The 25,088-nt window shown below is 72.3% G+C and carries 21 protein-coding genes; 13 read left to right on the plus strand and 8 right to left on the minus strand.

Going from position 1 to position 25,088, the window contains the following annotated elements; all coding sequences use genetic code 11:
• The first annotated feature begins 20 nt into the window (after window positions 1-20).
• Window positions 21-3,377, plus strand: a complete 3,357-nt coding sequence (locus tag DEJ09_RS11305; protein WP_258373877.1) for an efflux RND transporter permease subunit — start codon at window positions 21-23, stop codon at window positions 3,375-3,377.
• Here DEJ09_RS11305 and DEJ09_RS11310 read toward each other — a convergent pair.
• Window positions 3,374-3,670, minus strand: a complete 297-nt coding sequence (locus tag DEJ09_RS11310; RefSeq protein ID WP_111024960.1) for a hypothetical protein — start codon at window positions 3,668-3,670, stop codon at window positions 3,374-3,376. The two genes, DEJ09_RS11305 and DEJ09_RS11310, sit on opposite strands and share 4 nt — an antisense overlap.
• Window positions 3,671-3,780: 110 nt before the next feature.
• On the minus strand, window positions 3,781-4,797 hold the full coding sequence (locus tag DEJ09_RS11315; protein ID WP_111091869.1) for an alpha/beta hydrolase: 1,017 nt from the start codon (window positions 4,795-4,797) through the stop codon (window positions 3,781-3,783).
• Window positions 4,798-4,903: 106 nt separating this feature from the next.
• Here DEJ09_RS11315 and DEJ09_RS11320 point away from each other — a divergent pair, with 106 nt between their 5' ends.
• Complete coding sequence (locus tag DEJ09_RS11320) at window positions 4,904-5,758, plus strand: polyphosphate kinase 2 family protein (RefSeq protein ID WP_181422657.1); 855 nt, start codon at window positions 4,904-4,906, stop codon at window positions 5,756-5,758.
• A 9-nt stretch (window positions 5,759-5,767) separates the two neighbouring features.
• On the opposite strand, the gene DEJ09_RS11325 is transcribed toward DEJ09_RS11320, so the two are convergent.
• The gene (locus DEJ09_RS11325) at window positions 5,768-6,928 is read right to left on the minus strand and encodes a mannosyltransferase family protein (protein WP_111088700.1); all 1,161 of its coding nucleotides are present in this window, start codon (window positions 6,926-6,928) and stop codon (window positions 5,768-5,770) included.
• A 74-nt stretch (window positions 6,929-7,002) separates the two neighbouring features.
• On the opposite strand from DEJ09_RS11325, the gene DEJ09_RS11330 reads away from it, so the two are divergent.
• Window positions 7,003-7,746 (plus strand): polyprenol monophosphomannose synthase, encoded by a 744-nt coding sequence (locus DEJ09_RS11330; RefSeq protein WP_111088702.1) that lies wholly within the window; start codon window positions 7,003-7,005, stop codon window positions 7,744-7,746.
• A 275-nt stretch (window positions 7,747-8,021) separates the two neighbouring features.
• On the plus strand, window positions 8,022-10,151 hold the full coding sequence (locus tag DEJ09_RS11335) for a DEAD/DEAH box helicase (RefSeq protein WP_111088703.1): 2,130 nt from the start codon (window positions 8,022-8,024) through the stop codon (window positions 10,149-10,151).
• A gap of 213 nt (window positions 10,152-10,364) precedes the next feature.
• Here the strand turns inward: DEJ09_RS11335 and DEJ09_RS11340 are convergent, their stop codons facing one another.
• Both DEJ09_RS11340 and DEJ09_RS11345 read right to left on the minus strand, forming a co-directional pair.
• A complete protein-coding gene (locus DEJ09_RS11340; protein ID WP_111088704.1) occupies window positions 10,365-10,874 on the minus strand; it encodes a DinB family protein in 510 nt (169 codons plus the stop codon).
• Window positions 10,875-10,910: 36 nt separating this feature from the next.
• Window positions 10,911-11,489: a MarR family winged helix-turn-helix transcriptional regulator gene (locus tag DEJ09_RS11345; protein WP_111088705.1), complete on the minus strand. Its 579-nt coding sequence runs from the start codon at window positions 11,487-11,489 to the stop codon at window positions 10,911-10,913.
• A 208-nt stretch (window positions 11,490-11,697) separates the two neighbouring features.
• Between DEJ09_RS11345 and DEJ09_RS11350 the strand changes: the two genes are divergently transcribed.
• The 4 genes from DEJ09_RS11350 (at window position 11,698) to DEJ09_RS11365 (ending at window position 17,780) form a co-directional block, all read left to right on the plus strand.
• The gene (locus DEJ09_RS11350) at window positions 11,698-12,297 is read left to right on the plus strand and encodes a hypothetical protein (RefSeq protein ID WP_110858866.1); all 600 of its coding nucleotides are present in this window, start codon (window positions 11,698-11,700) and stop codon (window positions 12,295-12,297) included.
• Window positions 12,298-12,365: 68 nt separating this feature from the next.
• Window positions 12,366-13,565 (plus strand): S24/S26 family peptidase, encoded by a 1,200-nt coding sequence (locus DEJ09_RS11355; protein ID WP_111088706.1) that lies wholly within the window; start codon window positions 12,366-12,368, stop codon window positions 13,563-13,565.
• 61 nt (window positions 13,566-13,626) lie between these two features.
• Entirely contained in the window at window positions 13,627-14,790 is a 1,164-nt protein-coding gene (locus DEJ09_RS11360; RefSeq protein WP_111030856.1) for an exonuclease SbcCD subunit D, read from the plus strand.
• A complete protein-coding gene (locus DEJ09_RS11365) occupies window positions 14,790-17,780 on the plus strand; it encodes an AAA family ATPase (RefSeq protein WP_111088707.1) in 2,991 nt (996 codons plus the stop codon). The genes DEJ09_RS11360 and DEJ09_RS11365 overlap by 1 nt, the downstream gene beginning before the upstream one ends.
• A gap of 17 nt (window positions 17,781-17,797) precedes the next feature.
• On the opposite strand, the gene DEJ09_RS18160 is transcribed toward DEJ09_RS11365, so the two are convergent.
• Window positions 17,798-17,974, minus strand: coding sequence for a hypothetical protein (locus tag DEJ09_RS18160; protein ID WP_156463787.1), 177 nt, complete (start codon window positions 17,972-17,974; stop codon window positions 17,798-17,800).
• Window positions 17,971-18,780, minus strand: coding sequence for a class E sortase (locus DEJ09_RS11370; RefSeq protein WP_258373878.1), 810 nt, complete (start codon window positions 18,778-18,780; stop codon window positions 17,971-17,973). Before DEJ09_RS11370 ends, DEJ09_RS18160 begins: the two co-directional genes overlap by 4 nt.
• A gap of 94 nt (window positions 18,781-18,874) precedes the next feature.
• On the opposite strand from DEJ09_RS11370, the gene DEJ09_RS11375 reads away from it, so the two are divergent.
• Complete coding sequence (locus tag DEJ09_RS11375; RefSeq protein ID WP_111088708.1) at window positions 18,875-19,309, plus strand: GNAT family acetyltransferase; 435 nt, start codon at window positions 18,875-18,877, stop codon at window positions 19,307-19,309.
• A gap of 165 nt (window positions 19,310-19,474) precedes the next feature.
• Here DEJ09_RS11375 and DEJ09_RS11380 read toward each other — a convergent pair whose 3' ends face one another.
• Window positions 19,475-20,398: an EamA family transporter gene (locus tag DEJ09_RS11380; RefSeq protein WP_111088709.1), complete on the minus strand. Its 924-nt coding sequence runs from the start codon at window positions 20,396-20,398 to the stop codon at window positions 19,475-19,477.
• Window positions 20,399-20,434: 36 nt separating this feature from the next.
• Here DEJ09_RS11380 and DEJ09_RS11385 point away from each other — a divergent pair, with 36 nt between their 5' ends.
• From DEJ09_RS11385 to DEJ09_RS11400, 4 genes are all read left to right on the plus strand, one after another.
• On the plus strand, window positions 20,435-21,583 hold the full coding sequence (locus DEJ09_RS11385; RefSeq protein WP_111088710.1) for a CPBP family intramembrane glutamic endopeptidase: 1,149 nt from the start codon (window positions 20,435-20,437) through the stop codon (window positions 21,581-21,583).
• A 9-nt stretch (window positions 21,584-21,592) separates the two neighbouring features.
• Window positions 21,593-23,461 carry a DNA helicase RecQ gene (gene recQ / locus DEJ09_RS11390; RefSeq protein WP_111024949.1) on the plus strand — a complete coding sequence of 623 codons (1,869 nt, stop codon included), beginning with the start codon at window positions 21,593-21,595 and terminating at the stop codon, window positions 23,459-23,461.
• An 86-nt stretch (window positions 23,462-23,547) separates the two neighbouring features.
• Window positions 23,548-24,294, plus strand: coding sequence for a 1-acyl-sn-glycerol-3-phosphate acyltransferase (locus DEJ09_RS11395; protein ID WP_111088711.1), 747 nt, complete (start codon window positions 23,548-23,550; stop codon window positions 24,292-24,294).
• A 135-nt stretch (window positions 24,295-24,429) separates the two neighbouring features.
• Entirely contained in the window at window positions 24,430-24,786 is a 357-nt protein-coding gene (locus DEJ09_RS11400) for a hypothetical protein (protein ID WP_111039938.1), read from the plus strand.
• Window positions 24,787-25,088: the final 302 nt, after the last annotated feature.

A 25,088-nucleotide genomic window follows, 5' to 3' on the forward strand; every position in this document is an offset into this window, starting at 1 on the left:
GTCCTGCGAGGATCGATGCCGTGCACCTCCTCTCGGTCTTCAGCCTGCGCAACCGGGCCCTCATCGCGCTCGTCACGATCGTGGTCGCGGTCTTCGGCGGCATCGCGCTCTCGAGCCTCAAGCAGGAGCTGATCCCCAGCGTCGAGTTCCCGCAGGTCGCGATCGTCAGCGCCTACCCCGGAGCCACGCCAGAGGTCGTGTCGAACGACGTCTCGACCAAGATCGAACAGGCGATCCAGGTCGTCCCGGACCTCGAGTCGACCAGTGCGACCTCGTCGACCGGGCAGAGCGTGGTGTCGGCGTCGTTCCAGTACGGATCGAACCTGGCCAGCGCCGAGGACAAGATCCAGACCGCGGTGAACGCACTGTCGCTGCCCGACTCGGTGCAGACGCAGATCGTCACCGGGTCCTTCGACGACCTGCCGGTGCTGCAGGTCGCGGTCTCGGCGTCCGGCAACCAGGAGCAGCTCGTCGACCGGCTCCAGGCCTCGGCGATCCCCGACCTCGAGAAGCTCGACGGTGTGCGGCAGGCGGACGTCTTCGGCAACCCGGGTCGTCGCGTCGTCATCACGCCGGACCAGGACGAGCTCGCCGCCCGCGGCCTCAGCCAGACGGCGATCTCGGACGCGCTCGACGACAACGGCACCCTGATCCCCGGCGGCACCATCACCGAGGACGGCTCGACCCTGTCGGTGCAGACGGGCGAGCGGATCGCTTCGCTCAAGGACATCCGCGCCCTGCCACTCACGAGCTCGTCGAGCTCGTCGAGTTCGGACGGGTCCGGGTCGGGTGCCGCCGGGCCCGACGGGACGGCCTCGTCCGGTGACGGCACGGCTGCGGGTGCGACCGGCACCGGCACGGGCGCGACCGGCACCGCTCCCACGGGTGACGCCGCGACGGGCGGGGCGACACCCGCGGCCACGCCGACGGACACCACCCTGGGCGACGTCGCGAAGGTCGCCATCACCGAGTCGCCGCGCACCTCCATCAGCCGCGTGGACGGGCAGCAGGCGCTGACGATCTCGATCACGAAGACGCAGGAAGCCAACACCGTCGACGTCTCGAACACCGTCCGCGACGCTCTGCCCGGCATCGAGGACAAGATCGAGGGAGACCCCCGCTTCACCGTCGTCTTCGACCAGGCGCCCTACATCCAGCAGTCCATCGACTCCCTGGCCGAAGAGGGCCTGCTCGGGCTCGCCTTCGCGGTGCTCGTCATCCTGGTGTTCCTGCTGTCGTGGCGCTCCACGCTCGTCACCGCGATCTCGATCCCGACGTCGGTGCTCCTCGCCGCGATCGGCATGCGCGCCGCCGGGTACACGCTCAACATCATCACGCTGGCGGCCCTCACGATCGCGATCGGCCGCGTGGTCGACGACTCCATCGTCGTCATCGAGAACATCAAGCGGCACATGCTCCCCGGCGTCGACCGCGGCCAGGCCGTGCGGGACGCCGTTCGCGAGGTCGCCGGAGCGGTCACCGCCTCGACCCTGACCACCGTCGCGGTGTTCCTGCCGGTCGCCTTCGTCGCAGAACTCGTGGGGGAGCTGTTCCGACCGTTCGCCGTGACGGTCACCCTGGCGCTCGTCGCGTCGCTGTTCGTCTCGCTCACCATCGTGCCGGTGCTGGCGTACTGGTGGCTGCGCCCGCCGAAGGCGAAGCCGGGTGACGCGACGGCGGCAGCGGAAGCGCCCACGGACGCGGAAGCGACACCGTCGGCGATCGATGCCGAGCGCGTGCACGAGGGCGACCGCTCGGAGGGTGCGCTCGCCTCCGCCGCGGACCTGCACGACGCCGGCCGGGTCGACCGCCTGCGACGCGTCTACCTGCCGGTGCTCCGGTGGGTCGTCCGCAAGCCGGTCGTCGTCATCCTGCTCGCCGTGATCGTGCTCGGCGGAACTGTCGCCACGCTGCCGTTCGTCACCACGAACTACCTGGGCGACTCGGGGCAGAACACAATCACGGTCACGCAGGACCTGAAGGCCGGTTCGAGTCTCGCCGTCCAGTCCGAGTCCGCACGGAAGGTCGAGCGGGCTCTGCAGGACGTCGACGGCGTCGAGACCGTGCAGACCACCATCGGCACGAGCGGCCAGTCGATCCAGGCGGCGTTCGGCGGGGGCGGCAGCGCCTCTGTGCAGTACGCCGTCACGACCGACGCCGAGGCCGACCAGCCCACGATCCAGGCCGACGCCCGGAAGTCGATCGGGAAGATCAAGGACGTCGGCGAGGTCACCATCGCGTCCTCCGGCGGCGGGTTCGGTGGCAGCAGCGACATCGAGGTCGACGTGACCGCGCCGACCCAGTCGCAGCTCGAGACGGCGTCGCGCCAGGTGCTGAAGACCATGCAGTCGGTCCCGGACACCACGGGCGCCACGAGCAACCTGTCCGCGGCAGAACCGTTCCTCGCCGTCCGGGTCGACCGCCAGGAGGCAGCGTCACTCGGCCTCACCGAGACCCAGGTGGGTGGCCTCGTCGCCGCCGCGGTCTCGCCGCGGGACACCGGCAGCATCGAGATCGACGACGCGACGCTCGACGTCTACATCGCCGACCCGGAGCCGCCGACCACCATCGCCGCGCTCCGTGCCCTCGACGTGCCGACGAGCACCGGAACGGTCCCGCTGTCCGACGTCGCCACGGTCGAGGAGTCCGAGGGCCCCACCACCGTCACCACGACGAACGCGGCCCGCACCGCCACGATCACCGTGACGCCGGACGCCACGAACCTCGGTGCGGCCGTGCAGTCCGTCACGACCGCCGTCGACGAGCTCGACCTGCCGAAGGGTGCGACCGCCTCGATCGGTGGCGTCGCCGCCAGCCAGTCGTCGGCGTTCTCGCAGCTCGGGCTCGCGGTGCTGGTCGCCGTGCTGATCGTCTACGTGATCATGGTCGCGACGTTCCGGAGCCTGCTCCAGCCGCTGCTGCTGCTCGTGTCGGTGCCGTTCGCGGCGACGGGCGCGATCCTGCTGCAGATCGCGTCGGGCGTCCCGATCGGTGTCGCGTCGCTGATCGGTCTGCTCATGCTCGTCGGCATCGTCGTGACGAACGCGATCGTGCTCATCGACCTCGTCAACCAGTACCGACGGCGCGGGTTGCGGGTGCGCGAGGCGTTGATCGAGGGCGCCACACGACGCCTCCGTCCGATCCTGATGACGGCGATGGCGACCATCTTCGCGCTGCTGCCGATGGCGATCGGGCTGACCGGCAAGTCCGGCTTCATCTCGCAGCCGCTGGCACTGGTGGTGATCGGTGGCCTGGTGTCCTCGACGCTGCTGACGCTCGTGGTGCTGCCGGCGCTGTACTTCGTCGTCGAGCGGGCTCGCGAGCGCCGCGCGGATCGGCGGGCGGCGAGGCAGACGGAGCCGGGCGAAGCTGCCTAGCGGCGGTACTCGGCGTCGATCGCGGCGAGGGGCGACACGACGACGCGCTCGGTCCGCTCCTCGCGCTCGACGGCCCGGAACCACGACACGAGCACGAGGGTCAGCGTCACGAGGAACACCACGGCGGCGACCTGCGACACGACGGCCAGCTGTCCGGTGACCGAGGCGTACCCGCCGAACGACACCGCGGCGACGAACGACAACCCGAGCAGCAGCTCCCCGAACGTCTGCAGCGCAGGGCGGTCCCAGCGGGTCGCAGCGGCGCGGGCAGGGCGGGTCGAGGTGTCGGTCACCCCCGAAGTCTGCGGCCAGGGGGTCGGCAGCGGCAGTCCCGACTCCGGGTGGCACCCACCCGGGGCACGCGGTCGGACGCCCTGCGCGGTCGGCCGGTCGGCCGGCGCGGTCAGCCCAGCTGCGTCCGCAGGAACGTGACCACGCGGCGGCTCATCGCCTCGTCGAGCTGGGCGATCGAGTGCGCCGTGCCCTCGACCGCCACGAACGTCACCGGGACGTCGTGGGACCGGAGCGTCGCGGCGAACTCCTGCGACTCCCACATCGGGATGAACTCGTCGGTGGAGTGCCCGATGAAGAACGGCGCGGTGTCCGAAGTGACGTGGAACTCGGGCGACGCCCGCGTGGCCGCCGGACACCGGGCGTACGACCGGCACCCGAGGTAGAGCAGCTGCTTGCGCTGGAAAGCCGCGGACACCCCGTCGGGCTCGGTGGACCGGGTGGTCAGGTTCGTCGGCCCGCTCAGGTCCACCACGGCACGGATCCGGTCACCGTCGGCGTACGCGGCGGAGTCGTGGTCGGTGACGGCGAGCATCGCGGCGAGGTTGCCGCCGGCGCTCCCGCCGAACACGCCCACACGCTGGGAGTCGACGTCGTAGGTCTCGAGCGTCGCGGGACGGAACACGTAGTCGAGCGCACGGCGCACGTCGTCGAGCCCCGCCGGGAACGGGTCCGTCGGGGCCAGGCGGTAGTCGACGTTGAACGTCACGAAGCCCTCGGACGCCAGGTACTTGCACACGGACCGGTACGCGGCCGTCGCCTTGTCGCCGTGCGACCAGCTGCCACCGTGGATCATCAGGACCGCCGGGCGTCCGGTGGTGGCCTCGACCGCTTCGGCATCGGGGTCGGCGGTGGCCGAGGCGGACGGCGTCGCAGTGGGCGTCGCCGTCGTCGCGGGGTCGCTGTCGGCGGGCAGGCACACGTCGAGGCGCTGCAGCGGGTCGGTGCCGTAGGGCACGTCGGCCACCACGTCGATGCCGTGGTAGCGCAGCGACAGCGGGTAGATGACGCTGTCCGCGGTCACGGTGGCGTTCTCGTCGCCGACCGGGTCCGTGCTGCAGGACGCCATCGCGCCGAGCGCCACGACCGCGGCGACGAGCGCGAGCACTGAGCGGCGGCCGGACTTCATCACGTCCACGCTAGCCGCCCCGGCGACCGCCCACGTCACCCGAGCGGAGGACGGCAGTGCGAGGATGAGCACGGCAGCCGCCGACCGGAGCACCGCAGGAGGACCCGTGAGCAATCGCAAGGCCTGGAACGCCGATCCCGAACCACTGCTCCGCGTCGAACCCGGGTTCCGCCTCGACCAGGTGGACCCGGACGGCACCCCGGGCTTCCCCGGCCGAAAGATCGACGGCCTCGAGGCCCTCGCCGCCGGCGCCTCCCGTCTCGCCGCCCTGCAGGAGCGCCTGTACGCGGCATCGACGGCCGGCGACGAGCGCCGGGTGCTGCTCGTGCTGCAGGCGATGGACACCGCGGGCAAGGGCGGCATCGTCTCGCACGTCGTCGGTGCGGTCGACCCGAACGGCGTGCACTACGCCGGCTTCAAGGCCCCGACGGCCGAGGAGCGCGAGCACGACTTCCTCTGGCGCATCGAGAAGCAGCTGCCGGCAGCCGGGCAGCTCGGCGTGTTCGACCGCTCGCACTACGAGGACGTGCTCGCTCAGCGCGTCCGCGGGCTCGCCGCGCCGGACGAGATCGAACGCCGCTACGGCGCGATCACCGCGTTCGAGGACGGCCTCGCCGCCGCCGGCACGACCATCGTCAAGGTGATGCTGCACATCTCGAAGGACGAGCAGCGCGAGCGTCTCGGCGACCGGCTCGACCGCCCCGACAAGCACTGGAAGTTCAACCCGGCCGACATCGACGACCGCCTGCTCTGGGACCGCTACCAGCAGGCGTACCAGATCGCCCTCGACCGGACGTCGACCCCGCAGGCACCCTGGTACGTCGTCCCCGCGAACCGCAAGTGGTACGCCCGCCTCGCCGTGCAGCAGCTCCTGCTCCGGGCGCTGGAGGACATGCACCTGTCGTGGCCGAAGGCGGACTTCGACGTCGCCGAGCAGCGTCGTCGGCTCGCGGAGTCCTGAGCCACCGGCTCAGGGATTGTGGGTGAGGAACAGCACCCACACCGCCGCGGGCTGCGCGAGCACGCAGACACCGAGCACGACCCCCCGTCGCAACGCGGTGCGGTGCAGGATCGGCGCACCGAGCAACGGGGCCGCCGGCAGCAGCAGCCGCGGCAGGCTCTGTTGGGGCAGGAACGTCGCGAAGAGGTAGAGCAGGTACGACGTCGAGCCGAGCAGCGGCACCGAGCCGATCCGGCGGGTCGAGCGCGACGACAGCCACCACCCGGTGGCGCCGACCGCGACGAGCACAGCGACCACGCCGAGCGCGCCCGCGACCCGGTCGGCCTGCAGGAACCACGGTGTCAGCGGCACGAAGTGCTGCACGTCGAGGTGGAGCCGCCACCACGCGAGTTCGGTCTGCAAGTAGGCGTCGGGAACCCCGGTGACGAGCGCCGCGACGACCGGCCACGCCAGGCCGGCCGCTGCCGTGACGACGCCGGTGACGACGATCGCGACACGCTCCCGCACGGGCACCGGGTCGTGCTGCACGAGCCGGAGCACGGCGTGCAGCGCGAGCGCCAACGGGATCGCGAGCGCCCCGGGCCGGGTGAACGCGAGAACCGTGACGATCGGCAGGACCGTCCAGTAGTGCCGCCGCTGCATCGCGATGAGTGCGGCGAACGCGAGCAGCAGGCCGAGCGACTCGGCGTAGGCGAGCTGCAGGACGAACGACATCGGCCCGAAGGCGAAGAACACGCCCGACCACAGCGCGGTGGTCCGTCCGACATGTGGACGGACCAGGACCATGAGTGCGACGGACGCCGCGCCGCCGAACGCCGTCGCGAGCAGCACCGCGACCACCGCGGGGTCGGCGCCGGTCATGCTGGCCGCCCGCACGACCGCCGGGAACACGGGCAAGAACGCCCAGGCGTTCTGCTGGACGGCGCCGGTGTCGTCGACGGGCAGCGCGCTCGGGTAGCCCTGCCGCGCGATCTCGAGGAAGTACTGGCCGTCCCAGGCGGTCGAGCGTTCGAAGAACCCCTTCCAGCCGAGCGGGTCGCCGAACCCGACCGGGTCGCTGAACGCGAACCCCACCGTGAGCGTGACGGTCGTCACGACCCGCGCGAGGGCGTAGAGCGCGAGGGTGATGAGGCAATCGGGCAGGGTGCGGGTCGCCGTGCTGTCTCGCATGCTGGCCTCCGTGATGTCGTTGCGTATATGTTGTTCTGATATCCAATTTGAACCACACAGCAACGGGGTAATCCTTGAAACTTCGCAGTGGCGGTGGAGGGGTGCTCGTCGTCATCCCCACGTACGACGAGCGCGAGAACATCGAGTCGGTCGTCGCCCGCGTCCTCGCGGCACGCCCCGAGGTCTCCGTCCTGGTCGTCGACGACGGCAGCCCGGACGGCACCGGCGCGATCGCGGACGACCTCGCCCGGGACGACGAGCGTGTGCACGTCCTGCACCGAACCGAGAAGGCCGGTCTCGGTGCCGCCTACCTGGCGGGGTTCGCCTGGGGGCTCGAGCGCCACCACGACGTCCTGGTCGAGATGGACGCCGACGGTTCGCACCGGCCCGAAGAACTCGGCAGGTTGCTCGAGCGCTCGGCGGCGGGTGCCGACCTGGTCATCGGCTCGCGCTGGGTGCGCGGTGGCTCGGTCGTGAACTGGCCGTGGCACCGGATCGCGCTGTCGCGCGGCGGCTCGCTCTACAGTCGGATCGTGCTCGGTGTCCGGGTCCGCGACCTCACCGGGGGTTATCGCGCGATCCGCGCGGACCTCCTCCGTTCGCTCGTCGCCGAGGGCATCGCCTCGGCCGGCTACTGCTTCCAGGTCGACCTCGCCCGACGCGCGCTCCGGGCGGGTGCCGTCGTCGCCGAGGTCCCCATCACCTTCGTGGAGCGCGAGCGGGGCGAGTCGAAGATGAACGGTGGGATCGTGGTCGAAGCGCTCGTGCGCGTCACCGGGTGGGGGCTGCAGCGGCTGTTCCGGCTGGGCTCGCCGTGACGCGTCGCGTCCGGTGCGGCCAGGAGGCGCGGATCACCCCGCTCGACCGGCCTGCGTTCGCCTCGGGGCTGGCGTCACCGCACCGGCTCGCGTAGACTCGCTCGGTCGGCCTTCGACGTCGTGACATTGTGATCACGGAAATTCTGCTGGGTGTGTGTTGCTCGAGGGCTGGAATCACGTCGACTCGCGACGGGATGAACCCCCCTCTCCGCAAGCAGCCCCCGCCGATGTCGCTGTCGGGCGCTGCGGTACGTTGCGCACCCGAGAAAGCAGCCATGGCCCCGTACAACAAGGGCGGCGCGGACAACCGCGCCTCCGACCGCGTCCGCCACCCGAACGGCACCCCCGCCGCCCGCAGCAGCAAGCACCGCGGGTTCCGCGCCGCCGACTCGTCGCAGCCGCGCCAGAAGCAGCGCTGGGACGCCGAGGAGCGTCGCGGTCGCGCGTCGCAGGGCGAGCGTCCGGCCCGTCCGAACTGGGAGCCGCGTGACAGTGGCGGCCAGCGTCGCCCCGACCGCGACGACCGTGGTGGTCGCGGCTTCAACCGTGACGACCGCGCCCCGCGTCGCTTCGATCGTGACGACCGTGCGCCCCGTCGTGACAACGACGACCGTCCGCGTCGTTCGTTCGACCGCGACGACCGCGCTCCGCGTTCGTTCAACCGTGACGACCGTGCGCCGCGCAGCTTCAACCGCGATGACCGTGCGCCCCGTCGTGACAACGATGACCGTCCGCGTCGCTTCGACCGCGACGACCGCGCCCCGCGCAGCTTCAACCGTGATGACCGTGCCCCGCGTCGTGACAACGACGACCGTCCGCGTCGTTCGTTCGACCGTGACGACCGTGCGCCCCGTCGGGACAACGACGACCGCCCGCGTCGTTCATTCGACCGTGACGACCGTGCGCCCCGTCGGGACAACGACGACCGTCCCCGTCGCAGCTTCGACCGTGATGACCGCGCTCCGCGCAAGTTCGACCGCGACGACCGCGCTCCTCGTTCGTTCAACCGCGACGACCGCGCGCCCCGCCGTGACAACGACGACCGCCCGCGTCGCTCGTTCGACCGCGACGACCGCGCCCCGCGCAAGTTCGACCGTGACGACCGCAGCGACCGCACCCCGCGCCGCTCGTTCGACGAGCCCGAGCGCGGCAAGTTCGTGCCCGCAGACGACGTCAAGCTCGAGAAGCTCCAGGCCGAGGCCACCATCGCGGCCGACGTCGAGGGCGTGACCTTCGGCGACCTGGGCATCGGCGGCAACATCTCCCGCGCCCTGCAGGAGCTCGGCGCCTCGAGCCCGTTCCCGATCCAGGCGGCGACGATCCCCGACGTGCTCGCCGGCAAGGACGTCCTCGGCCGTGGCCGCACCGGCTCCGGCAAGACCATCGCCTTCGGTGCGCCGCTGGTCGAGAAGCTCATGGAGCACGGCGGCGGCACCAAGCGCAAGATGGGCCGCGCCCCGCGTGCGCTCATCCTCGCGCCGACCCGTGAGCTCGCCCTGCAGATCGACCGCACGGTGCAGCCGATCGCCCGCTCGGTCGGCCTGTTCACGACGCAGATCTACGGCGGCGTCCCCTACGGCCGCCAGGAGGGCGCACTCGAGCGCGGCGTCGACATCATCGTCGGCACCCCCGGCCGTGTGCAGGACCTCATGAACAAGGGGAAGCTCGACCTCAGCGAGGTCATCATCTCCGTGCTCGACGAGGCCGACCACATGTGCGACCTCGGGTTCCTCGAGCCGGTGCAGGAGATCCTCTCCGCCACGGCCGAGGTGACCCCGCAGGGCAACCGCGCGCAGAAGCTGCTGTTCAGCGCGACGCTCGACACCCAGGTCGCGGCGCTCGTCGAGCAGTTCCTGCACGAGCCGAGCGTGCACGAGGTCGCGGGTGAGGACCAGGCGTCCTCGACCATCGACCACCGTGTCCTCGTGGTCGAGCAGCGCGAGAAGGACCGTCTCCTCGAGGAGCTGGTCGCCGGCGACGGCAAGACGATCGTCTTCGCCCGGACCCGCGCCTACGCCGAGCGTCTGGCCGACCAGTTCGAGGACGCCGGCATCCGCGCGACCTCGCTCCACGGTGACCTGAACCAGTCGCGCCGCACGCGCAACCTGCAGCTGCTCACGAGCGGCCGGGTGAACGTGCTCGTCGCCACCGACGTCGCCGCCCGCGGTATCCACGTCGACGACGTCTCGCTCGTCGTCCAGGCGGACGCCCCGGACGACTACAAGGCGTACATGCACCGCTCCGGCCGCACGGGTCGTGCCGGCAAGGAGGGCACGGTCGTGACGATCGTCCCGCGTGGCCGCATCCGCAAGATCGAGGGCATCCTCGAGCGCGCCGAGATCGAGGCGGACCTGGTGCAGGCCGCACCCGGCGACGGCATCGTGTCGGAGCTCGCCGCGCGCTAGTCGCGACCAGACGACGGACGGGAGGTGGGCCCCACCCGCCGGTACCGGCGTGACGCGCCAGCGGCACGACGGCCGTGACGGGAGGGACGGTACCAGCTGGTACCGGGCCTCCCGTCCGTCGTCGAGTGAGCAGAAGACGTCGGGTCGCCGCGGCAGACTCGTCGTCTTCTGCTCACCGGACGCGCGACCGCGCGACCGCGCGGCCGCGCGCGCTCAGCGGTTGAAGAACAGCAGCCCGCGCACGAAACCGGCCTGTCCGGCGTGCTGCGTGCAGTCGTCCAGGATGCTCACGAGCCGCGCGCCGGCCGTGACGGGCGGGTCCCACGCGTCGTCGATGACGGGGTCGAGGTCGTCCGGGCCGAGCGCGCCGAGGTACGCGACGGTGCGCTCGTGCACCGCACGCAGGTACCCGGTGAGCAGCTCGGCAGAGGCCCGCACCCGACCGACGTCGTCGCGGGACATGCCGTAGCCGAGCGCCTCGGCCGGGAACGGCAGCCCGAACCGGTCGTACCAGCCGTCCGCCGTCCAGACCTGCTCGGAGCCGGCGAGGTCGGCGATCTGCACGTCCTGGCCGCGGGCGATGTGCCACGCGAGCCACGCCAGCGTGTTCGCCCCGGCGGCCGGCCGCGCCGCGAGCTGGTCTTCGGAGAGCCCGTCGACGGCCCGCTCGACCGTCTCGGGGACGCGGGAGAACGCTTCGGTGAGGAGTTCAGAGGGGGTCATGGCGCTCACGCTACGCGCGGGCCGTGACACCCGCTGTCACGCTGTGGACGACCGGTGGTGGCGTTCCAGGGCGGCGGCGAACCCCTCGAAGGCGGCCGCGACCACGGCGCGGTCCGACGGTGCGACGACCTGCTGGAAGGCCTGCGAGTAGACGGCACCGACCTCGCGGGCGACCGCCGTGCCCGAGGGCGTGAGGTGCAGCAGCACGCTCCGGCGGTCCTCGGGGTTCGGGCGACGCTCCAGGTGTCCGTGCTTCTCGAGCCGGTCGATCAGCGACGTCATCGCGCCGGTGGTGAGTTCGAGGTACTCGCCGGCCTGCTTCGGGGTGACGCCGTGGCCGCCGGCGGCGCTGAGGAAGAACACGAACCGGGTGTCCGTCGCGTTCAGTGCGCGGACCGTGCTCTCGTGGTGCAGGACGCGCGCGTGCTGCATCTGGAGCACGCGGAAGGCGGTGAGCAGTCGCGGCAGGTCGGCGTCGGGGTCCGTGTCGGCGGTGACGGGGTCGAGCGCAGTGACGTCGGGCGACATCGGTGCCGGCGGTGTGGTGGGGGCGACGCGTGCCGCGGGGACGGCGGGTGCGTGCGGGGGGAGGACGACCGGGTCGGTGTCCGTCATGGGAGCTCTTCTCGGGTACAGGGTGGGAACTTCAGTCAACAAGTAACTCACTCGTCAAGATACCCCCATCAGTGGGGACATCTCAGGTCTTGTGAGCTGCTCGAGGGCCAAGTAGCTTGATCGTCGTACCACCTCGGCACGTAGCGCGACCAACCACCGCGGGCCCGTCCGAACCACCGATCAGATCTCTTCCTCACGGAGTCCAACCATGTCTCGTGTCACGCCTCGTGCTGCCCGCCTCGCCGCCTGGATCGCCATCCCCGCCGCCCTCGTCGCCTCGGGGGTCGTCGTCTCGACGGCCTCGTACGCGGCCTTCTCCTCGACCACCGTCAACCCGACGAACAACTGGACGGCCGGCAGTGTCGCCCTGTCCGACGACGACAACAACACCGCGCTGTTCACGGCGAACAACCTGAAGCCCGGCTCGACCGGTGCGAACTGCATCGCGGTGACCTCGACCGGTTCGCTGCCCTCGGCCGTGAAGCTCTACGGCACGAACGTCTCGACCACGAAGGACCTGGCGGCGAACGTCAACCTGACCATCGAGCAGGGCACCGGCGGCGGCTTCGGCTCCTGCTCCGGCTTCACCCCGGCCGCCACCGGCGGCTCGCTCTACAGCGGCACCGTCGCGGGCTTCGGCGCCGCCTCGACCAACTACGCGACCGGCGTCGGCACCTGGGCCCCGACCGGCACCGCGTCCGAGACGCGCGTCTACCGCGTCACCTACACGGTCTCGAGCACCGCGCCGAACACCGTGCAGGGCGGCACCGCAGCCCTCGGCTTCACCTGGGAGGCCCAGAACAGCTGAGCCGGGACCGGGGCCGAACCAGCCCCGTCCGTTCCCTCTCCGCAACGCGCCCCCGGTCGAAGGCAGTCATGAGCAGCATCGCAGTGCACGGTGGTCCCGCACCGCACGCAGCGGTCCGTGACGCCGTCGACTGGGGGCGCGTCGTCGTCGCCACCCTCGCCCGCGGCGTGGTCGCGACGCTGCTCGGACTCGCGCTCTGGGCGGCCGCGCCGGCGCTCATCGGGTGGCAGCCGACCACCGTGATGACCGGTTCGATGGAGCCGCGGATCGTCCCCGGTGACGTGGTCGTCTCGCGTCCGGTCGGCTCGGGCGAGATCGCGACGGGCAAGGTCCTGCTCGCCGACGACCCGGACCAGGCGGACCACCTGCGCATGCACCGGTACGTCGAGGACGGCCCCGGCGGCACCATGGTCACGAAGGGCGACGCCAACCCGCAGCAGGACTCCACACCGATCGAGCGCTCGGCCGTGCACGGCATCGCCTTCCTGCGCATCCCGTTCATCGGGACTCCGATCCGCTGGATCAGCGCGGGGGAGTGGGGTCTGGTCGCGATGCTCGCGCTCGGCCTGACCGCGGTGCTCGCGCTCTGCACGATCGACGGGTCGCTCCGGCGACTCGTCGAGGACGACGACGAGACCGACGGCGCAGCCGGTGGTCCGGACGACGCGGCCGGCCCGGACGACGCCACCGGTCCGGTGGACGGTACGGACGACGGCCTGGAGGCGCGGGACGGCGCCGCCACGGGCCTCCCGACCGCTGCGTCCAGCGTCCTCACCCGTCGCGCGCTGCGTCGACGAGCGCGTCGCAGGCGGCGGCTCCGCCGTGTCGGCGGCGGCGCCGCGGTGCTCGTGCTCGCGGCGGCCGCCGGCGTCCTGCTGCCCGGAGCGGCGGACGCGGCCCCGTGGTCACGGACCACCGTCGCACCGACCGCGACCTTCACGGCGGGCACGGCGACCGGTGTCCCCACCCTGACCTGCGCCCCGGCCGGGTCGAACACGGTGACGATCGCCTGGACCTACGACAACGGCGCGACCGTGCCGGTGTCGTTCGACCTGATGAACGGGACGACGCAGGTGGCCAGCACGACCACCGTCGGTGCCCGTTCGATGGTCTACGGGGGCGCCGGACTCCTGAACCTCGGCACCACCTACACGCTGCACCTCCGCACGAACCTCGGCAACAACTGGACGGCGACGAGCACACCGACCGTCAAGGTCCGGGTCGTCTCGGTGCTGGGCCTGGCGTCCGCCAGCTGCGTGACCGCCTGAGTCCTCCACAGGGCACCGCGAGGTGTCCGGAGATGTCCCCGGCCGGCGTTACCGTGGCCGCATGCGCATCCTGCACACCGGCGACTGGCACCTCGGCCGCACACTGCTGGGTGCCGACCTGCTCGAGCACCAGGCCGCGTTCACCGACTGGCTCGTCGACCTCGCCCACGAGCGCGCGGTCGACCTCGTCGTCATCGCCGGCGACGTCTACGACCGTGCGATCCCGCCGGTGGACGCCGTCCGCATGCTCTCCCGCGTGCTGGAGCGCCTCGCCGAGACCACGACGGTGGTCCTCACGCCGGGCAACCACGACTCCGCCGCGCGGCTCGGCTTCGGTGCCGGCGTGATGGGGCAGCGCGTGCGCATCCTCGCCGAGCCTGCCCACGTGGCCGATCCGGTGCTCGTGCCCGACGACGACGGCCCGGTGGCCGTGTACGGCATCCCGTACCTGCACCCCGACCTCACGCGGTACGCCCTGGCTGCGGTCCCCGACGAACCCCTCGCCCGCTCGCACCACGCCGTCGTGCACGCTGCCACCGAACGGATCCGCGCCGACCTGGCGACGCGGGCCGACACCCGGAGCGTCGTCGTCGCGCACGCCTTCGTCGGGGGCGCCGACCCGAGCGACAGCGAGCAGGACATCCGCGTCGGCGGGGTCGACCGCGTGGCCGAGTCGGTGTTCGACGGGTTCGACTACGTCGCCCTCGGGCACCTGCACGGCCCGCAGCGCGTCGGCGACGACGGCCGGATCCGGTACGCCGGGTCGCCGCTGGCGTTCTCGTTCGGCGAGCGGCACCAGCGGAAGTCCGTGACGATCGCCGACCTCGACGCGGCGGGTGCCGTCACCGTCGAGCTCGTACCGACCCCGGTGCCGCGACGGCTCGTCGACGTGCGGGGCAGCATCGACGCGATCGAGTCCGGGGAGTTCCGGGCCGATGCCGACGCCTGGGTCCGCGTCGCGGTGACCGACACCGTGCACCCCGAACGCATGTACGCCCGCGTGAAGGACCACTTCCCGCACGCCCTGGCGATCACGCACGAACCGGCGGACCGGCCGGCCGCCACCGCCGCGCGGGCCGTCACCGCGACGTCTGACCCGGTCGAGGTCGCCGGTGACTTCGTGGCCTTCGCCACCGGCGGGCTGCCCGACGACGACGAACGCGCGGTGCTGACCGAGGCGTACGAGGCCGCGGTGCTCGCCCTGCAGCGTGAGGGGGACCGCTGATGTACCTGCACCGACTCGAACTGCGCGCCATCGGGCCCTACCCCGACCTCGTGACGATCGACTTCGCGGCGCTGGCCGCCTCCGGGGTCTTCCTGCTCGAAGGGCCGACCGGTTCCGGCAAGTCGACGATCATCGACGCCGTCGTGTTCGCCCTGTACGGCGGACTCGCCGGATCCGACGCCAGCTCCGACCGGCTGCACAGCCAGCACGCTGACCCCGCGGTCGAACCGTTCGTCGAGCTCGTGTTCGAGACCGGTGCGGGTACGTACCGGGTTCGGCGCACCCCGCAGTACGACCGCCCGAAGCAGCGGGGGACCGGCACGGTGAAGCAGCAGGCGTCCGTGCAGCTGTTCCGGCTCGCCGCGCCGTCCGACGTCGCCGGCGAGCCCATGTCGTCCCGCATCCCCGAGGTCGGGGTCGAGATCGCCCGGATCGTCGGGCTCGACCGCGCGCAGTTCCTGCAGACCGTGGTGCTGCCGCAGGGCGAGTTCGCACGGTTCCTCCGCTCCCCGGGGGAAGACCGCCGGAAGCTCCTGCAGTCGCTGTTCGGCACCCAGGTCTACGACCGCACTGCCGACGAGCTCGCCGCTCGCCGCCGGGCCGTGCAGGCCGAGGTCGAGGGGGCCGACGACCGCGTCCGCGAGGCCCTGGCCCGGTTCGCGCAGGCGGCCGACCTCGCCGACGCCGACGAGTCCGTCGTCCCCGGCACGGTGGCGTCCCTCCGCGCGACGGCCGACGCCGCCGGGGCGGCCCGGACGGCTGCGGCTGCCGCTGCGACGGCGGCGACCGAACACGAACGATCGGTGACGGCCCGTGCGGCCGCCCTCGAGCGACGAGCGGGGCTGCTGCGGCGCCAGGCGCTCCTCGACGACGACGCCCCGGCGATCGAGCAGGCACGGGCCGCGGTCGCGACGGCCGAGCGCGCCGCCCGGGTCGCCGCGGTGGCCGACGGCCTCGACGCCGCGACCGTCCGGGCGGACGACACCGCCGCGGCAGCCGCCCGGTTGCGCGAGCAGCACGCACTCGGCGCCGTCGACGCACAGCAGGTCGCCCGGCGCCGCGACTCGCTGACCGACGCCCTGTCCGACGTCCGGCACCTCGTCGCGGTCGAGGCCGAGGCAGACGCCAGGCGCACCGCCATCGCTGAGGCCACCGCGACCGCATCGCGTCTCACCGACGACCTCGCCGCCCTCGACACCGCGCTCGAGGCCCGGCCGACGGAACGAGCCCGGATCGTCGAGGCCGCCCGCACCGCCTCGACGACCGCTGCCGACGCCGACGCCGCCGCGCACGAGGTCGCCCGGGTGCAGTCGCTCCGCGCCGACCTGGCCGCCCGCGACCGCGCCGAGCAGCGCGTCGCCGGTGCCGAACGCATCGTGGTCGATGCCCGCCGTCGGGCCACCGAGGCGCTCGATGCCGAACGCTCCCTGCGCGAGCGCCGTATCGCCGGGCTCGCCGGAGAGCTCGGTGCCGCGCTGACCCCCGGCGACCCCTGCCCGGTCTGCGGATCGACCGCGCACCCGTCGGTGGCCGCGCCGCAGGACGACCACCCGACGATCCAGGCGGTGGAGTCAGCGGGCGACGCCACGCGTACGGCCGACCAGCAGCTCGCCGACGCCGCGGCCGACCTGGCCGTCGAGCGCGCCGAGCACCTCCGGCTGACCGACGTCGTCGGCACCGTCGACACGGTCGCCCTCGACGCCATGGCGGTGGCCGCCGACGAGCGGGTCCGAGCGGCGCACGACGCGGCGGCGCTGGTGCTGGAGCACGAGCGCGAGCGGACGGCGCACGACACCGCGACGCGGGCGCTCGAGCGCGAACGGAACGACCTCGATGCCCGGCGCACGGTGCTCGCGTCGACCGCGGCCTCCGATGCCGAGCGGCTCGAGGCCGACCTGCGATCCGTGCACGAGGCGATCGACCGGCTCGCAGCACTGCTCGACAGCGAAGACGGCAGCTCGCCTGCGTCGCTCCGGGCCGTGGTCGACGAACTCGACGGACGGCTCACAGTGCTCCGCGCCGTCGCCGAGGCCGACGACCGCGCGGCTGCCGCTGCCAGCGCCCGCGACGAGCGCAGCGCCGAGGTCGCCCGGGTCCTCGACGAGCAGGGGTTCCCCGACGTCGACGCCGCACGAGCCGGCCTGCTCGACCCCGACACCGTCGCACGCTTCCGCAGCAGCATCAGCGCCGCCGAGGCCGAACGCGCCGTCGTGCGGGCAGGGCTCGACGACCCCGCGGTGGTGCAGGCCGCCGACGACGATCCGGAGCAGCTCGACGTGCCGGCGGCCCAGGCCGAACGGGTCCGCGCGACGGCCGAGCTCGACGAGGCCACCCGGCTCGCGGTGACCGCTGCCCACCGTGCCGAAGCCGTCGAGCAGTGTGCGACCGAGGTCGACCGCACCGTCCGTGCCCGACAGGAGACCTCGGCCCGCAGCCGTGCGGTCGTCCGGCTCGCCGACGTCGCGAACGGGGTGGCATCGGTCAACCCGACCGGCATCACGCTCGGCACCTACGTGCTCATGCGGCGCTTCGAGGAAGTCGTGGCGGCGGCGAACGACCGGTTGCGCGGCATGCTCGCCGGGCGCTTCACCCTCGAGACCTCCGACGAACGGGAATCCGGGTCACGGGCGCGACGGACGGGGCTCGCCCTCGCCGTGCACGACCACACGACCGACACCGTCCGCGATCCCCGCAGCCTGTCCGGCGGCGAGACGTTCACCGTGTCGCTGTGCCTGGCGCTCGGGCTGGCCGACGTCGTGCAGGCCGAGGCCGGCGGGGTCTCGCTCGGCACCCTGTTCGTCGACGAGGGGTTCGGCACGCTCGACCCCGAGACCCTCGACGACGTCATCGGGCAGCTGTCGCGACTGACCGCGGGCGGGCGACAGGTCGGGATCGTCAGCCACGTCGAGGAACTCAAGCAGCGGATCCCGGAGCGGATCGCGGTGCGACGCACCCCGGCCGGCGGGTCGCAGGTGACGACCACGGTCTGACCAGACCCGACCCGACGCTACGGGGTCGGCGTCGACTCCACCGTGCCGTCCGGCGGCGGCAGGATGTCCGCCGCGATCCACGGGAACACCCACTGGAACAGCACGAACACGATGGCGACGAGGAGCACGAGCAGCTCGAGCACCTTCAGGGCGGTGGGGCCGGGCAGCAGCCGCCAGACCAGGGGGAAGATCACTTGACGGTCTCCGAGAGTTCCTTCGGGGTGCCCTCGGACGCGGGCATCCAGTAGTCGAGCTTCGCGTGCGTCACGAACCGCTCCGCCGCGGACCACATCGGGTGGCAGGCGGTCAGCGTGAGCCAGCGGTCCTGGGGGGTCGGTTCCACACCCGGCTTGTTCGGCACCGGCGCGATCGTCTCGATCTTGTCGGGCGTGACGATCTGGCTGTCGGTGACCTTGTAGACGTACCAGACGTCGAACTTCGTCTTCGCGTCGGTGACCCGGACCACGACCGAGTCGCCCTTCTTGAGCTCCGCGATCTGGTTGAGGGGCTTGCCGTAGGTGACCCGGTGTCCGGCGACGGCGAAGTTGCCGGGTGCGCCGGGCATCGCGGTGTCCTGGTAGTGGCCGAGCCCGATGGTGTTGAGGACCTTCTCACGATCCGTGCCCTCGCCGATCGGCCGGTTGTAGTCCTTGCCGAACCGGGGGATCTGCATCGTGCCGAAGACGTCCGACAACCCCGGCGGTTCGTCCAGCACGGGTGCGGTGCCGCGGTGCTCGGTGCCCTCGACCTTCGGGGTCTTGACCTGGTCGAGGCCCTGCACGAGCTTCGTCTGCTCGTTCACGGCGACCACGTCGGTCCACCACGCCGTCCACACGACGTACAGGCCGGTGCCGGCGCCCGCGATGATGAGCAACTCGGCGATGAGCGACACGATCGCGCCGCCGACCGTCTGCCGTCTGCTCGGGGAACGCCGGGACCGCGAACCGGCTTCGTCGTCCCGTGCGCTGCGGCGCGACGGGAGGGTGTCGTGTGCGGTCACGGGGCTCCTGATGGGCTGGGTGGTCGGACAGGTCTATCAGATCACGGCGACAGGCCGGTGACGACGTTCTCCCCACCCCCGTTAACGTGGGGGCATGGAGTACCGGATCCGCCCCTTCCGCACCGAGGACACCGACGCGGTCGTCGCCCTGTGGGAAACGTGCGGCCTCGTCCGACCCTGGAACGACCCCCGACGTGACATCGCCCGCAAGCTGACCGTCCAGCCCGAGCTCTTCCTGGTCGCCGAGCCCCAGGCCGCCGACATCGGGGTGGTCGCCGCAGGCATGGCCGGCTTCGACGGGCACCGCGGCTGGGTGAACTACCTCGCCGTGCGCCCCGACCTGCAGGGCTCCGGCCTCGGTCGCGCCCTGATGGCCGAGTTCGAGCGGCTCCTGACCGACCTCGGCTGCCCGAAGCTCAACCTGCAGGTGCGTGCCGGCAACGAGCAGGTGCTCGGGTTCTACGCGTCCCTCGGCTACACCGACGACCGCACGGTCTCGCTCGGCAAGCGCCTCATCCCCGACGCCTGACCGCGCCCGCCCGTCGCACCGTGCGGGCTCGCTCATCCGGTGCGGCGTTGGCGGCTCGGTGCGGTGCTGCAAGTCCGCACCGGGCGGTCAACCTCGCACGGTTCGAACGACTCGGCACCGTGCCGGCCCCGCCCGGCCCCGCCCGGCCCCGCCGCGACCCGCGCGCTACGCCAACGCCAGCGCCACCGACGCGACGAACGCCAGCACGATGCCGATCCACTGCTGCGCGGTCAACCGTTCCCGCAGCACGACCCCGGCCAGCACCACCGTGCCGATCGGGTAGAGCGCGTTGAGCACACTCACGACGGGCAGGGTCGCCGGGTCGTCGCTGCTGTGCAGCCCCGCCTGGATGAACACGTTCGCCATCGCGTCGAAGACGCCGCACACGGCGACGACGACCAGCAGCCGCGGACCCCATGCGCGACCCGACCGAGGCTCGCGGACGGCGGCAGCCCCGTCGGGGCGGGCCGACATCGGGGCGGACACCGGGCCTCCCGTCCGGAGCACGACGACGAGCGCCGCCGCACCCAGCAGCACCGCCTGCAGCACCCGCGCGACCACGAGGGGCGCGATGCCCGAGTCGGACGGCGTCATGTCGTAGGCGAGCACGATCCCGCCGAAGCCGCACCCGGCGACGGCGGCGGCGACCACGCCACGGGCGGTGAGCCGCGCGCCCGAGGCGTCCCGAACCACCGCGACCAGGACCACCGCGACGATCGCGACCACGAGCGCGACGGTGGCCACGGGTGACAGCACCGTGCCGCGGAACACGGCGACGAGCACCGGCACGACGGCCGCGAACACGGCGGTGACGGGGGAGAGCACACTCATCGGCCCGATCGCGAGCGCCGCGTAGAGCAGCAGGACCCCGACGCCGCCGGAGAGTCCGGCGACTGCACCCCAGACCGCGGCCGGCCACGAGAACACGCCACCCAGGACCACCAGTCCGACGAGCAGCGGCAGGATCCCGATCGCGGCGGCCACCGCCGTGACGACGACCGGGCGGACCCGGCGCGAGGCGAGCCCGCCCAGGAAGTCGGCGAACCCGTAGACGATCGCGCCGGACAGGCCGAACAGGACGGTGAGCACGGCTCCCATCCTGCCCGGCCCGGTACCCTGCGGTGCGTGAGTGTTCCCTACCAGCGCCTGCCCCGGATCGACGGACGGTGGAGGTGGTGGCGGCCGCTCGTCGCCCTCGCGTTCCTGGCGGGGTGGTACCTCGTGTCGCAGATCGTCATCGCGGTCGCGTACTTCGTGCCGATCCTCCGCGCACAGGGCGCCGACGGTCTGATCCAGTTGCAGAACGACCTGGCGAGCGGTGCGCTCGACCCCACCGACCCGGTCGTGCTCTCGATGTCGCTCGTCTCGCTCGTGGTCCTGCTGCCGGGCATCCTGCTCGCCGTGAAGATCGCGCGGATCGGACCGGCCGGCATCCTGTCGTCGACGCGGTTCCGGGTCCGGTGGGCCTGGACTGCCTGGTGCCTGCTGCCGACGCTCGTCATCGCCGCGGTCATGTTCGTCGTCCAGACCGGCCTGTTCTGGGACGGCGGGATGATCACGACCGACGGCGGCTTCGCCTGGAACCACGACGCGATCGGCCAGTCGACGGTCTCCCTCGGCACCCTCACCCTGACGATCGTCCTCGTCGTCCTGCTCGTCCCGTTCCAGGGCGCTGCCGAGGAGTACATCTTCCGCGGCTTCCTGATGCAGACCGTCGCGTCGTGGATCCCGCGTCGCGTCGGCACGGTCATCGCCGTGGCGGTCTCGACGGTCGTCTTCGCGGTGCTGCACATCCCGAACGGCTACAACGTCTGGGGCATCCTCGACGTCGGCTCGTTCGGCCTGATCGCGGCGATCATCGTCCTCCGGACCGGCGGGCTCGAGGCCACGGTCCTGCAGCACGCGTTCAACAACATCATGATCTTCGTGCTGCAGGCGCCCGGCTGGTCCGGGATCGACCTGACCTCGTCGGACGCGAACGGCACGTGGCAGGGCACGCTCGTCACCCTCGTCACGTCGCTCGCGTTCTGGGGCATGGTCGAGTTCCTGGCGTGGTGGCGGGGGCTGGACCGCCGGTTCGCCGGCCACGAGGCGCCCCGGTTCCGCGGTGTGACCCCGGCCTGGGCGGGCGGCGTCCGCTGGACCCGGCCGGGAGGCACGGGCTGGGCGACCACGCCGGCCCGCGCCGACGACGTGGCCGGGTCCGACCACCGTGCCGGCTCCGACACGGACGGCGCTGTGGACAGTGCGGTGGGTGTCGCCGGTCGCCCGTAGGCTCGTGGCATGAGCACCACGCCCGCGTCCGCTGCCGTGCCTGCTCCCGCCGCCGTGTCCGCACCCCGTGCCGCTGCGCTCGACGTGCTGCACCGCGTGTGGGGCTACGACGACTTCCGCGGCGAGCAGGCGGCCATCATCGACCAGGTGGTGGCCGGTGGTGACGCCCTGGTGCTCATGCCGACCGGTGGCGGCAAGTCCCTCTGCTACCAGGTGCCATCGCTCGTCCGCGACGGCGTCGGGGTCGTGGTGTCGCCGCTCATCGCCCTCATGCAGGACCAGGTCGACGCCCTGGCCGCGAACGGCGTGCGCGCCGCGTTCCTCAACTCGACGCAGGGCCCCGACGAACGGTCCCGGGTCGAGCGTGCCGTGGTGCAGGGCGAGGTCGACATGCTCTACCTCGCGCCCGAGCGGCTCCGGCTCGAGTCCACCCGAGCGCTCCTCGACCGGGCACGTGTCTCGCTGTTCGCCATCGACGAGGCACACTGCGTCGCCCAGTGGGGCCACGACTTCCGCCCGGACTACCTCGAGCTGAGCGTCCTGCACGAGCGGTGGCCGACGGTGCCGCGCATCGCCCTGACCGCCACCGCGACGCCGCAGACCCACCGCGAGATCTCCGCACGGCTCGGCCTCGACGACGCCGCGCACTTCGTCGCCGACTTCGACCGGCCGAACATCCAGTACCGCATCGAGCCGAAGACCGGCGCGCTGCAGCAGCTGCTCACCTTCATCCGCACGGAGCACAGCGGCGACGCCGGCATCGTGTACTGCCTGTCCCGCAACTCCGTCGAGCGCACCGCGTCCGCCCTGGCCGAGCAGGGGATCAACGCCCTGCCGTACCACGCGGGCCTCGACGCCCGGGTGCGTGCCCGCAACCAGTCGACGTTCCTGCGCGAGGACGGCGTCGTCATGGTGGCGACCATCGCGTTCGGCATGGGCATCGACAAGCCCGACGTCCGGTTCGTGGCGCACCTCGACCTGCCGAAGTCGGTCGAGGGCTACTACCAGGAGACCGGCCGTGCGGGTCGTGACGGGCTGCCGGCCACCGCGTGGCTCGCGTACGGCCTGAACGACGTCGTCCAGCAGCGGCGGATGATCGACCAGTCCGAGGGCGACGCCGCACACCGTCGGCAGCTCAGCGCCCACCTCGACGCCATGCTCAGCCTGTGTGAGACGATCGAGTGCCGCCGGGTGCGGCTGCTCGCGTACTTCGGGCAGGAGAGCACGGCGTGCGGCAACTGCGACACGTGCATCGCGCCGCCGGAGTCGTGGGACGGTACGGTCCCCGCGCAGAAGCTGCTGTCCACCGTCGTGCGGCTCGAGCGTGAGCGCCGCCAGCGGTACGGCGTCTCGCACCTCGTCGACATCCTGATCGGCAAGCGGTCTCCCCGCGTGCAGGAACTCCAACACGACACCCTGGCGACCTTCGGCATCGGCGCCGACCTGTCCGAGGGCGAGTGGCGAGCGGTCGCACGACAGGTGCTGGCCCAGGGCTACGCGGCGGTGTCGGGCGACGGCTTCGGCACGGTCGTCCTCAGTCCCACGAGCGCCGAGGTCCTGACGGGCAAGGTGCAGGTGCGGATGCGTCGCGACCCGGTCAAGGCTCCGCGAGCCGGACGCAGCAGTCGACGGACGGTCGTCACCGACATGCCGCAGGAAGCCGTCGGCCTGTTCGAGGCCCTGCGTGCCTGGCGTGCTGCCGAGGCCCGCGAGCAGGGCGTCCCCGCGTACGTGGTGTTCAACGACGCGACGCTCCGGGGGATCTCCGCCGTCCGACCTGCCGACGTCGACCAGCTCGGCGAGATCTCCGGCGTCGGCGCGGCGAAGCTCGAGCGCTACGGGCGCGCGGTCCTCGACGTCGTCGCCGCGGCCGACTGACCCCGACCAGCACTGCATGCCGTTCCGGGCATGTGCCCTCCGCGCGCCTCATTACACTCGGTAGCTCGTCACCACGAGGAGGTCCGGTGTCCGGTTCGACGAAGTTCGCCACCGTGCTCAGTCGCGCGGTGGTGACCCCGCTCGCCCGGTTGCTGTGGCGCCCGAAGATCATCGGTCGTCGGAACGTCCCGAAGCGTGGTGCGGTGATCCTCGCGAGCAACCACCGCTCGTTCATCGACTCGCCCGCGATCACGCTCATGGCACCGCGCAAGGTGTCGTTCCTGGCGAAGCAGGAGTACTTCACGGGTTCGGGCCTCAAGGGAGCCGTCTCGCGGGCGTTCTTCGGGGGCATCGGCGCCATCGGGGTCGAACGTGGCGCGGGTGCGGCGGCGCAGCAGGCCCTCGACCTCGGGCTGGCACGGCTGCAGGAGGGCGAGGCGTTCGCGATCTACCCGGAGGGCACGCGCTCGCTCGACGGCCGGATCTACAAGGGCCGCACGGGTGTGGCGTGGCTTGCGCTGACGAGTGGCGCCCCCGTGGTGCCCGTCGCGCTCACGGGCACCGAGGACGTCCAGCCCGTCGGCTCCCGGCTGCCGAAGCTCGCCCGCGTGACGATCGAGTTCGGGCAGCCGATCGACCTGTCGTCCTTCGGTGAGGCGTCGTCCGGTCGTGCTCGGCGCCACGCGACCGATGCCGTGATGGCGGCGATCCAGGAGCTCAGCGGCCAGGAGCCTTCGAACACCTACAACAACCCGCCCGCAACGATCGTGGAGCGGGTCCGTCGGGCGCTGCAGCCGGACGACCCGACCGCTGCCGCCGTCGACCCCGACTGATCACCGCGACTGTCCGGTCACTATTGCACATCTGAAATATCGATGGTTGAATGGCGGACGTGCCGCTCGGCACGCCGCCATCGCCGGTCGCCCGAGAACGACCAGCCACGACATCCAGATCGGACCGTCCGCAGCATGTCCTCCACCCCGCTCTTCGACTCCATCGCCCAGCGTCGCGATCAGGCCGACGCTCCGCACTCCACCGTGCGCTCCACCCCGTCGCCGGCGATCGCCGTCGTGACCCCGGTACCGACCTCGCCGATGTCAGCGCCCGTCCGCCCGGGTGACTCCACACTGGTGCCGGCCGCCCTCGTCGCCGCGATCGACGAGATCCCGGTGCGGGTGGCATCGGCCCTGGTGACCGAGGTCACGATCCGCCCCGAGCACCTCGTCCTGGTCGAGACCGTCGCCGACGCGATCACCCGCGCGGTCGTCGACGCCGTCGTGTGCGAGCTGGACCGGATCGCCCGTGACGGCGTCGTCCGCGTCTGACCGGGCCGGGCGCCCCACGATGACGACCCCCGACGACGGCCTGCCCCGGCGCCCACGCGGTGCCGAGCGCCGCGCCGCCGCCCGACCGACCGCGCCCCGGCCGCGCCGTGCACGGCACGCTGCACAGCCGGGGCCGCTCCGAGCCGCCGGGGTGGCGGTGCCCCCTCCCGCCACCCCGGCTTCCACCCAGCCCGCACGACGCATCCGGCCTCCACAGCCCAGCCGGCCCACGCGGTCGGCCGCTCCGACGCAGCCGGCTGCCTCCACGCAGCCGGCCGCTCCCGCGCGCCGCCGCCCCGCGT

This window comes from Curtobacterium sp. MCLR17_055, assembly GCF_003234305.1.
Classification (GTDB): Bacteria; Actinomycetota; Actinomycetes; order Actinomycetales; family Microbacteriaceae; genus Curtobacterium; species Curtobacterium flaccumfaciens.